Below are 9,986 nucleotides of genomic sequence, written 5' to 3'. Positions count from 1 at the left end.
GGCGGTGGCGTCGCCCGAGCGGCGACGGGAGCGTCTTCGGCCGTGAAGGGCACGACCAGCTCCTCCTTCTTGCCGGCCACGCGGTCCTCGACCGTGAGCGTGAGTTTGTAGTCGTCAGCCCGCAGCTTGGCGAGGGGTAGCACGAGGACCTGCTGCGACTGACCGCTCGTGGAGAAGGCCAGCGGTCTCGGATCTGGCGCCGCGAGCGTCTGGCCCTCGCGATTCCTGAGCACGAAGCGATGCGAGACGTCATAGTGGCCGCTCGAAGCATCCTTGGCCGCGCCGAAGACCTGGAACGCGCAGAAGAGCTGTTGGCCCTCCGCGGACGAGAAGCGGTCGTGGGCCACGGGTGTCGGGACCGGCTGGCCGCCCCCCTCCGGCGCCGGGTTCGCGACCGCGGAAAGGATGGGCGTGGAGAGGTGGAACGCCGAGGGATCCGGGACCACGATGCGCTGGGACGCGGCACCCGACCTTCCGCTCGCCGTATCAGCCACCGTGGCGCGCACCTGGTAGACACCGGGCGGCAAGGCGAGGTCCAGCCGCAACGGGCGCCACAAGCCGGTGGCGGGCGTCTCTGCTCCGCGAGGGGGCTCGGCCTCGATCGAAAGGCGACGCCCCTGGCCGGTGCCGCCGTCGCGCGGGATGGCCTCGAGCCTAACGTCGAGCTGAGCCGGACGCTGGCCCTCGCTCTCTGCGGAGGCAAGTCCGGAGACGTCGATCTCGGTCACGGCCACGACGCGGGTCTTCTGCTCGGCTCCCGGCTCGAGGGTGTAGATGGCCAGGCGCAGCGGCACCTCGTTGTGCGGGGCCGACCCTCCGGCGACGGTGCCCGACGCGGAGCCTAGCGGCTGCGCCCCCTTGGCTCCGGTCCCCGTTGCGTAGTAACCCCTACGGGCCCGGACGTGGACACCGGGACGCTTCACCTTCAGGTCGATCTTCCGGAAGCCTGCCTTCGCTCCGGTTGGGTGATAGCCGAGGAGGTAGTAGCTGCGCGATTCCGTGGAGATGCGGTTGAGCCAGCCGGCCAGGTCGTTGGTGTTCCGAACAATGAAGCCACCCGTTTCGTCGGCCATCGTCTCGACTCCAACCGTCACCTCGCGTGTGAATCGCTCGTGGGCGACTAAGTCCTTGGTATCCGTGGCCTCCTGCAGGGCCTCAGATTCAAAGGCTTGACGGGGTGGATTCAGCCGTGGGTTCAGGGCGCCCATAGCCTTTTCCCGGGCCTCACCTGCCTCGGCCCCTTGGGGGGGATTCAGCCCCACGTCCCTGGCCGCCTCGGCCGAGGCGGACGCCGGAAGCGCCCTCAGGCCGCCTACGTCGATGAAATAAATTGCCGCATTCGCCCTTTGGGCGGCAATCACAACGTGGTGGTACGGATCTTCGGGCGCGTCGTCGTGAATGAACCCCTCGCTCAGCAGGAGGACTGCCTTTCGGCCAGGCAGTTGGGCCAGCCCCGCAACCGCTCGGTCAATGGCCGAAAGCGACGCTTCCCTTAATCCCTGGCTGTGAGCCTGGTTCGTTTGTGCATCCCCCCGGACCAGAGCATCGCAGGGGGACGGGGGCGCGGCGCAAGCCCCTTGGTTGTGATAACGGCCGATGACACGTCGTAGAAACAGGGCGTCGTTGTAAACGGCGATCCGCAGAGCCTCGTACTCTGTCATGAGCGGCGTGGCCGGGCCCGTGTTACGACCCTGGACACCACGGACAAAGGCAAGGAGGTCATCCCGATCCTCAGGCAGTGCGCCATTCCAGGCAGCGCCGTTTCCTGTTGTGACGATCGTAGTCCGGTCACCATCGTTCACCGACACCCGCAAGAAACGCTCGAGCGTCGTTCGCGCCTGCGCAGCCTCGCTGCTGGTGAGGTGGATGTCGTCGACGACGACGAGGAAGGTCGTCCCTCTCGCGGCCGACCGAGCGCTGGTCGCGATGCGCGGGGGCGATGGCGGAGTCGGGGCAGGAGCGGTGACCGGCCCCTCGCCGGGCCCCGGCAGCGAGATCACTTCAAAGTTGGCGATCTCCTGAGGCTGGCCGTCCTCCTGCAGAAGGAAGTCGTCCTTGGTCAGGCCAATGACCGGGCTACCCTTGTTGTCGACCACCACGGCATCCACGGTGATGAGTTCAGTGCCGGACGGGAAGGTCGGGGCGGAGGCGTTCTGGGCCCACGAGTGGCGCGACCCATTCGTTGCCGCCAGGAAGACAGCGAGCCCCATCAGCCCGAAAAGCAGCCTTCGAGGCCTCACCTTGCACATCCTTCCGAGGCTGTGCTGCGGACGAGCTCGGGAGATTCTCTCGTCGGTTCCCTCCCAGTCAGGCATCGATCATGCCACAAGGGGCTGGTCCCGGGCACGTGGAAGACGATGACGCCGGCGTGCGCAGCGATCCCTCGCTTTGCCGCCACCGACCCGTGGCCGCGTGCCGAGGCCGACCAACGCGCAGGGCTGACGCGGTGATGCATGCGTGATGGTGGCGTGACCTCTCCATAACGCGGGGCGGGCCATGTGTCCGTCGCCTCTCTGTAGAAGCCACGAAACGGCGGCCCCTTAGCTTTCTGGGGATGGCCAGCACCGCGGACCGACTCGTTCGTACGCGCCGCCCACGCCGGCTCGCCGTTGGCGGGTCCCTCGACCACGCGATCCTGCTGCACAAGGTACCGGAACGTCGCGAGGCCCGATCCTCGCCTGGCGTCGGGGCCCTCGTGATCGCGGGTGCGGGCTCGATCGGTACCCGGCACCTCGAGAATCTGCGCCGGCTCGACCGCACCGACGTCCTGCTCTACCGCATGGGGCGGCGGCCGGGCCCTGATGCGGCGGTCGAGCGGCACCTCGAAGGGCTGCTGGCGCGGGCGTCCCCGCTATGGCCAGGTTCGCCATATCGCCGTGGGGGGAAATCAGTCGGCTAGGTCGTCCTCCTCTTCGTCTTCATCGCGTTCGTCGTCGTCCAGGTCCGGAGGATGCGATTCCCATCCCTCCGTATCCAAGTCGTCTGGGTCGTGTTCTTCAGCTTCGAGGGATCCCACGATGGTCCGTTCTCCCATGGCAGCCTCCCTTGTCGGCGTCCAGCCTCGGTCAAGGTCACGACAATCCCGAGTCAGGCGGGCGACAGTCCCGTTTCATCAAGACTCCGGGGGACTCAAACAAGCCAGCTGTTCCGAACCCCCTAACTGCCACTAAATTAAGAAGATAAGCAGAGGCTTCTACAGCCCCAAAAGGCAGCTCATGAGAATCACCAGTGGACTGCCCAAGCGCCACCCACGATCTGGTCAGTGAGGGGACACTGGAACTCGCGTGTGGGCGGGTCAACGAGCGGACGGCTGACTGGGCACGGATCCTGCTCAGGGGCAGCCAGGATACGGTGACCTTCCGGATGGAGGGAAGCGCGCGAAACCTGGGTGTTTCACTCCGAGGCCGATTCAGTGGGAAAGCCGGAGTTCGGCCACGCTAGGTCCGGGCCGGAAGGGTGTCCTCGATCGCGGCCAGGTATTGTCTCCGCCGAGGACGGCAGAGCCGTCGCGCGCAACCGACCCGGAAGAGTGAGGAACCCCATGTCGCAACACCACCGCAGCTCCGGGCCGGGCGCAGTCGGGAGACGGATCCTCGCCGTCCTTCTTCTCCTGACGGTGGCGGAGGGCGCCCGCGGCGAGGCACCGCTCCTCACCGCGGACATCGTCCGCTTCCTGAAGGCGGGCATCAGCGAGCACACCATCCTGGCGGAGCTTCGGGAGCGGGGTTTCGGGGAGCTCCTCGACTGGCCGCGCGAAGCCGCCGTACGCGAGGCCGGTGCAAGCGAGACGCTCGTCGTGGCCTTGCGCCGTGCCGCCCCAACAGACAATGCTCCGACTCCCGCTCCCTCATCCACCACGCCAACACCCTCCCGGGAGGCCCCACCGCCAGGCCCGCCCGCGGCCCGCAGCTCCCCCCAGCCCACCTTCGCTGCCGCCGCCCGCACCGTGCGCGTGCCCGTTTCGGTTCTCGACAAAAACGGGGAGCCCCTGATGGGGCTACGCAGCGCGGACTTCCGGGTTTCGGAGGAGGGAAGGCGGCAAGACATCACACTCTTCAGCGGCGAGCGGCGGCCCTTGCGAATCGCGTTGGCCCTCGACACGAGCGGGAGCATGGAGAGCAAGATGGGTCAGGTGGAGGCTGCTCTCAAGCACTTCATCGACCTCCTCGAGCCCACCGACGAGATCCTCGTGATCACATTCAACAGTGAGGTACATGTAGTCCAGGACTTCACATCCGATCGGGATCTTCTGGGGAGCGTCCTGGACAGGATGGAGGCCGGCGGAGGGACGGCGCTCTACGACGCAGCTTTCACGGCGATCCAGCGCGTGGCTAAGAGTCCCGCGGAGAGCAAGGCGGTAGTTCTCGTGACCGACGGCGTGGATACGGCGAGCTCCACCTCCTTCGAGGCGCTTCTTGAGCTCGCCCGTCGGTCAGAGGTGCCCGTCTTCTCGATCGGCCTCGACAGCGGTAGCCAGTTGAGGGACCTGTCGCGCATGCCAAGTCGGCCTGGCGGGGGAGGCCCGGGTCGAGGCTGGCCGGGGGGAGGTGGGGGCAGCTGGCCGGGGGGAAGCGGCCGAAGTGGCGGGCGGGGACGTGCGAGGAAGCCGCGGGAGGGCTTCGACGCCAAACCGCTGGTTGCTCTCGCAGACGAGACTGGCGGCCGGGCCGAGATTCTCAAGGGTGCCGAACACTACACCCCCGATAGCGACACGCCCGGAGCCGGGCGGCTCAAGGGAGCGGTCGAGGCCATCGCGATCACCCTGCGGCACCGGTACTTGCTCGGCTACGAGCCTCCGGAGGGAAAGAGCGGCTGGCGAACCATTCGGGTCGAGGTCGATCGCCAGGCTGCGACGGCGCGGGCGCGCAAGGGCTACTATGCCGGAGGCTGACGTGCGGGCGCAGAGGGATTCCCTAACATCCCGCCGACGCCGTCGCCTCAGGACGGGCGCATCCCAGGTTGGCGAGACAAGCCAGGCTCCAGGGGCGCTTTCCCTTGTTGCCCTAGGCGGTGACCCTGTCGCCGTGACTTCGAGGCTGCGAGATCACCAAGAAGGTGACAGGTTCTTCGGAATGATTCCGAAATTGGTGGGGCGTACCCGGCGGAATGGCGAGACCCTGCCCGGCCAACAGGACAATCCGCTCACCACTTGCTTCCATGGTGGCTTGGCCTGACAAGATAAAGAAGAACTGCTGGGCGTTCCTGTGGAGGTGACGTACCTCGGAAGCGCCGGGGGGCATGCGCTCCTCAATCACGCTCAGCTTCGCATCCTGCAGCAAATGCCATCCGTCGCAATTGTCTCCCCAAACATAGTGCGGGGCATTCTTCCGGCTGGTGGGCACTGGCGGCATGGGTCCTTGTTCCGCCCTATACCTTCGCCAGAATGACTCTCTTGATTTGCCGGATCCTGGCCTCGTCACGCTTGTAGAAGGTCCATTTCTTGATTCGCTTGGGGCGGGTCAGCCCGGCTTGACACAGAATCTTCATGTGTTCGCTCGTAGTCGGTTGACTCACCCGAAGCTTGCGCGCAATCAAAGCACCACAAACCCCGTCTTTAACCAGATCGCCGTCGACTTGCGGGGGGAAGTGCTTTGTCGGGTTCTTTAACCACTCAAGGATCTGAAGCCTGCGCTCATTCGCGAGAGCCCGGATCGCCAGCATCGAAATCATTCTAGGGTTAGGCAACTCCCTAAGTATGATAACACCAGCGCCGATGTTCGTGGCTGTGTCTGGTTCGCCAAGACACAGTGGGGAGAATGAACACATGAAGACGAGCTGCAAGTTGGCGCTGGCCGTGCTGGCTGGCGTTTCGGCTGGCGTTGTTGGAGCCAAGGTGATTCATGCGCAGGATGCAAGGGTTCCTCCAGCCTACTTCATCGCGGAACTCGAGGTAACGGACCCTCCGACCATGCGGAAATACGGGGAGAAAGTGCCCGAAACCCTGGCTCCCTTCAGTCACCACTACGTCGTTCGCGGCGGCAAGCCCCAGCCTCTTGAGGGCGAACCGCCAAAGGGCATTGTGATAATCGCTTTCGACAGCGTAGCGAAAGCGCACGAGTGGTATGACTCGCCAGCCTACGAGGTGATCAAGCCGATCAGGCAGAGCGCAGCGAAGAGCCGCATATTTATCGTGGAAGGTGTCACGCCGCAGTGACGCGGCCGGCGAAGTCGCCTTCCCATCGGTGGGACACCCGAATCACCGAGACTTAGGCTTTTCGGGCTCGGCAAGACACCGCTACGAGGCAAAGACCTCACCTGAGGAGGAGGGCGAGCCTCGCCTTGACCGCCGGCCACTCCGAGTCGACAACTGAGAAGTAGACCGTGTCCCGAACCCGTCCTGAAGCGGTGATCCTGTGCTTGCGAAGGGTACCCTCTTCAACGGCGCCAAGCCGTCGGATCGCCCCACGGGACGCCTCGTTCAGTGCGTCAGTCTTGAACTCCACGCGAATGGCGCCGAGGACCTCGAAGGCATGGGTCAGAAGCAGGAGTTTGGCCTCGGTGTTGGCGCCGGTTCTCTGATGGGCCGATGTGAGCCACGTCCACCCGATCTCGAGCCGACGATCGGACGGCTCGATGTTGGCGTAACGGGTGGTTCCGATGATCAGGTTGCGGCTTTGCTCCAAGATAACGAAAGGGAGGGAGACGCCTCGGCGTTGCTCCGCGAGGGCGGTCGTGACGTAGGCCAGCATCTCCTCCGCGGTGGTCACGGGTGTGGGGATCCAGCGCCACAGATCAGGCTCCAAGCCGACCCGACAGAGGCTCTCCACGTGATCGATCGCCATAGGCTCAAGGCGAACCGTGCGTCCGCGGAGCGTGACGGGCGCGACCTTCATCGGATGGGCGGATCCCACCGGCAATCTCGATGGCCTCCCGCATTGAAGCCGCTTGTCGCTCGGCGTTGCCCACGACAGACGCACTCCCGCGCGCCGTCTAGGCTCTTGCGCGACAGCTTCATCCCCAAGACCCTCTAAGGGCGCGAGTCGGGCGGCGGCGGGCCCGTGAGCGATGCGGGGAAGTCCAGGTGCGCATTGCCGCCACTGATGATGATCCCGACTCGCTCCCTCACTCTCGGTTTGTAAGCCCCGGACTGCAAGGCCGCAAATGCTGCTGCACCCCCCGGCTCGGCGACGATTCGGGCCACATCCCAAAGCGCCCGCTGGGCGAGACGAATCGCGTCGTCGCTCACCAGGACCACGCTTTCAACGTGAGCCTGTGCGATTGGGAAGGTCAGGTCACCGACACGACGCGGCGCGAGTGAGTCGGCAGCGACGCTGCCGGTGGCCGCGTCGACAGGCCGGCCCGCCTGGAGCGCCGCGCTCAAGGTCGGGGCGCCCTCCGGTTCCACCCCGACGATTCGCGTCCGCCCCGCGTACCACGATGCGATCCCCCCGATCAGTCCTCCTCCCCCGACCGGCACCAGGATCGTGTCCAGACCAGGAGCCTGCTCGCTCAACTCCAGCCCGACCGTCCCTTGGCCAAGCAACGTCTCCACCTGGTCAAACGCGTGCACCGGCAGAGCGCCCGTCTGTGCGGACCAGGTCTCGCTCGCCGCGAGCGCGTCGGCATAGCGCTCGCCCACCACGGACAGAGCGGCGCCGCATGCGCGGATGCGTGCGATCTTGGCGGGAGAAGACACGGTAGGGACGAAAATCTTGGCTGGGATGCCACGCCGCATGGCCGCATACGCGACGGCCGCGCCATGATTGCCTCCCGAGGCGGCGACGACGCCAGCATCGGGGATAGCGCGGAGCAGCAAGTTCGTGAACGCGCCTCGGGTCTTGAACGACCCCGCATGCTGAAGCTGCTCCAGCTTGACCGTCAGGGGGAACGACGAGAGGGCGAAGTCTCTGCCGTCGACGACCAGCACGGGCGTCACCCGGATGTGGGGCTTGATGACCTCGTACACCCTTTCGATCGCCCGTCGGTCGATGGGCACGACGGTCCAACCCCTGGCCGGCTCACCCGTCGCCATCATTTGTAGCGCATCCTTTCAGTGCCGGTGCTGTGTCTCTGAGAGGCAGGAACACTAGGCAGCTCCGATGTGGTTTGCATCCGTCCCGCTCTTGGATCGAGAGCGCGTTTCATCTGCTCTTGTACATATCGGTGCTCAAGTATTTCAGGCCAGAGTCAATCATCAGCGTGACCACCTTGGCACCCGGCCCCAGCTGCTCCGCTACTCGTATCGCGGCGACGGCGTTGGCGCCGGAAGACGTCCCGGCAAAGATGGCCTCCTCCCTCGCCAGGCGCCTCGCCATGTGCTCGGCGTCGGCCGTGCTGACGGAAAGGATGTCGTCTATGAGAACCGGCTCCCAGAGGGGAGGAATGCGGCCAATCCCGATTCCTTCGATCTTGTGGCCCCCTGCCCGACCTCCCGACAACACCGGGGACTCTGCCGGTTCGACGGCGACGATCTTGACGTCCGGCCGGTGACGCTTAAGCACCGTGGCGACCCCGCGCGAGGAGGCCGCCGTGCCCACCGCCTGAACGAAGGCCTTGATCTCGCCATTCGTTTGGCTCCAGATCTCCTCGCCGAGCGGGTAGTAGCCCGCTATGGTGTCCTGGTTGCTGAGCTGGTCGACCCAGTAGGTGTGGGGACGCTGGCTCAATTTACGGGCCGTCTCGATCATTTCCAGGATGAGTTCCTTGGTGGTGAAGCCTCCCTGGCTTGGGACGAGCGTCAGCTCCGAACCGAGGGCGGCCATGTGATCCCGTTTCTGCTGGCTGAAGGCATCGGAGGTGACGATCTGGATGCGGTAGCCTTTGGCGGCGCAGACCAGGGCAAGCGACGTCCCCGTGCTGCCACCAGTGTATTCGACGACTGTGTCTTCGGGCCTCAGACGACCGTCTTCTTCCGCCTTTGCGATCACGCCCAGAGCCATCCGGTCCTTCATGCTGCCCGTGGGGTTTTCCCACTCCAGCTTGACGAGGACGTCCGCGCATTTGGGTGGAACGACCTTGGACAGTCGAACTATCGAAGTATTTCCAATGGCATTGAGAATCTGCATGGGTTGCGTCTCCCTTTGCCTCTCGGTTTCCTCGACCTAGGGTAGCGGACGCTCACGCGAACCTCTATCGATTAACAGCCTACATGCTCAATGAAGTTCCACGACAATCTCTATTTCGACGCACGATCCGAACGGAACCTGAGCTACCCCGAAGGCACTGCGAACGTGCGTCCCAGTGTCTCCAAACACCTCTTGGAAGAGCTCGGAAGCGCCGTTGGCGACGAGGTGCTGCTCCGTGAATGATGGGGCGCTGTTGACGAGAACCATCAGCTTAACGATACGCTTGATCTGGTTTAGGTCGCCCACTTCGGTTTGTAGCGTGCCCACCAGGTCGATCGCGACCCTCCGAGCCGCCGCTTTACCCTCCGCCGTCGTAAGGCTTGCCCCAAGCTGGCCGACCCAGGGTGTTCCGTTCATGTAGGCGATGTGGCCAGACACGAAAGCCAAATTCCCGCTGCGCACAGAAGGCACAAAAGCTCCCACCGGCGGCGTTGGCTCTGGAAGCGTGATCTCGAGCGCCCTGAGCTTGTCGTACACTGACATCGTGCCTCACAGCATGGATTGGTTCAATCCATTGAAGCCATCGACAGTTAGCTAACTACCGAAGTAGGCTAACATGGAACGACTCTCGCGGTAAAGTGTTAAGACGGGGAGTCAGGGGAGACACGACGGCAGGCGTCCGTGGGCACCAAGGAGCATTCGCGATCCTGCTGGCGCGTGATAACTATAGACAGTTCGCCAAGTAACGATGTTACACTGCCCCAAGGAGGGAGGCGCCATGAAGGCAGGAAGAAAGACGCCGGAGCTGGGCGCCGATAGTATCAAGGGTCGAGAGCGGGTGTCGGCCCCATCCGTCAAGGGCACCGTGAGTGCTCCCCATGCCCACCGGTATCTGGTGGTCGATGTCTTCACTGAGGATCCATTGGAAGGAAACGCCCTCGCGGTCTTTCCAGAGGCATCAAAGATTGATGACGGGCTGAT

11 protein-coding genes are annotated in these 9,986 nt (G+C 64.6%); 3 read left to right on the top strand and 8 right to left on the bottom strand.

Going from position 1 to position 9,986, the window contains the following annotated elements; all coding sequences use genetic code 11:
• Positions 1 to 2,240: VWA domain-containing protein (locus tag VN461_05150; GenBank protein ID HXB54147.1), on the bottom strand; the 2,240-nt coding region annotated here is incomplete at its 3' end.
• 647 nt (positions 2,241 to 2,887) lie between these two features.
• On the bottom strand, positions 2,888 to 3,034 hold the full coding sequence (locus tag VN461_05145; protein ID HXB54146.1) for a hypothetical protein: 147 nt from the start codon (positions 3,032 to 3,034) through the stop codon (positions 2,888 to 2,890).
• A gap of 507 nt (positions 3,035 to 3,541) precedes the next feature.
• On the opposite strand from VN461_05145, the gene VN461_05140 reads away from it, so the two are divergent.
• Positions 3,542 to 4,891: a VWA domain-containing protein gene (locus VN461_05140; protein ID HXB54145.1), complete on the top strand. Its 1,350-nt coding sequence runs from the start codon at positions 3,542 to 3,544 to the stop codon at positions 4,889 to 4,891.
• Between the two features lie 112 nt (positions 4,892 to 5,003).
• Here VN461_05140 and VN461_05135 read toward each other — a convergent pair whose 3' ends face one another.
• Together VN461_05135 and VN461_05130 are read right to left on the bottom strand one after the other, a co-directional pair.
• The gene (locus VN461_05135) at positions 5,004 to 5,351 is read right to left on the bottom strand and encodes a cupin domain-containing protein (GenBank protein ID HXB54144.1); all 348 of its coding nucleotides are present in this window, start codon (positions 5,349 to 5,351) and stop codon (positions 5,004 to 5,006) included.
• Positions 5,352 to 5,367: 16 nt separating this feature from the next.
• Positions 5,368 to 5,670 (bottom strand): ArsR family transcriptional regulator, encoded by a 303-nt coding sequence (locus VN461_05130; protein HXB54143.1) that lies wholly within the window; start codon positions 5,668 to 5,670, stop codon positions 5,368 to 5,370.
• Between the two features lie 94 nt (positions 5,671 to 5,764).
• Between VN461_05130 and VN461_05125 the strand changes: the two genes are divergently transcribed.
• Positions 5,765 to 6,154, top strand: a complete 390-nt coding sequence (locus VN461_05125; protein ID HXB54142.1) for a DUF1330 domain-containing protein — start codon at positions 5,765 to 5,767, stop codon at positions 6,152 to 6,154.
• A gap of 97 nt (positions 6,155 to 6,251) precedes the next feature.
• Here the strand turns inward: VN461_05125 and VN461_05120 are convergent, their stop codons facing one another.
• From VN461_05120 to VN461_05105, 4 genes are all read right to left on the bottom strand, one after another.
• Entirely contained in the window at positions 6,252 to 6,833 is a 582-nt protein-coding gene (locus tag VN461_05120) for a GNAT family protein (protein HXB54141.1), read from the bottom strand.
• A 134-nt stretch (positions 6,834 to 6,967) separates the two neighbouring features.
• Positions 6,968 to 7,975 carry a threonine/serine dehydratase gene (locus tag VN461_05115; protein HXB54140.1) on the bottom strand — a complete coding sequence of 336 codons (1,008 nt, stop codon included), beginning with the start codon at positions 7,973 to 7,975 and terminating at the stop codon, positions 6,968 to 6,970.
• Positions 7,976 to 8,081: 106 nt separating this feature from the next.
• Complete coding sequence (locus tag VN461_05110) at positions 8,082 to 9,005, bottom strand: cysteine synthase family protein (protein HXB54139.1); 924 nt, start codon at positions 9,003 to 9,005, stop codon at positions 8,082 to 8,084.
• Positions 9,006 to 9,092: 87 nt separating this feature from the next.
• Positions 9,093 to 9,548 (bottom strand): RidA family protein, encoded by a 456-nt coding sequence (locus tag VN461_05105; GenBank protein HXB54138.1) that lies wholly within the window; start codon positions 9,546 to 9,548, stop codon positions 9,093 to 9,095.
• Positions 9,549 to 9,783: 235 nt separating this feature from the next.
• On the opposite strand from VN461_05105, the gene VN461_05100 reads away from it, so the two are divergent.
• Positions 9,784 to 9,986, top strand: a 203-nt coding sequence (locus tag VN461_05100; protein HXB54137.1) for a hypothetical protein, incomplete at its 3' end; no start/stop codon positions are given.

The sequence above is a fragment of the Vicinamibacteria bacterium genome (genome assembly GCA_035570235.1).
Classification (GTDB): Bacteria; Acidobacteriota; Vicinamibacteria; order Fen-336; family Fen-336; genus DATMML01.
The sequence above is the reverse complement of the archived record's forward strand: the minus strand, read 5'-3'. Positions and strand labels throughout refer to the sequence as shown.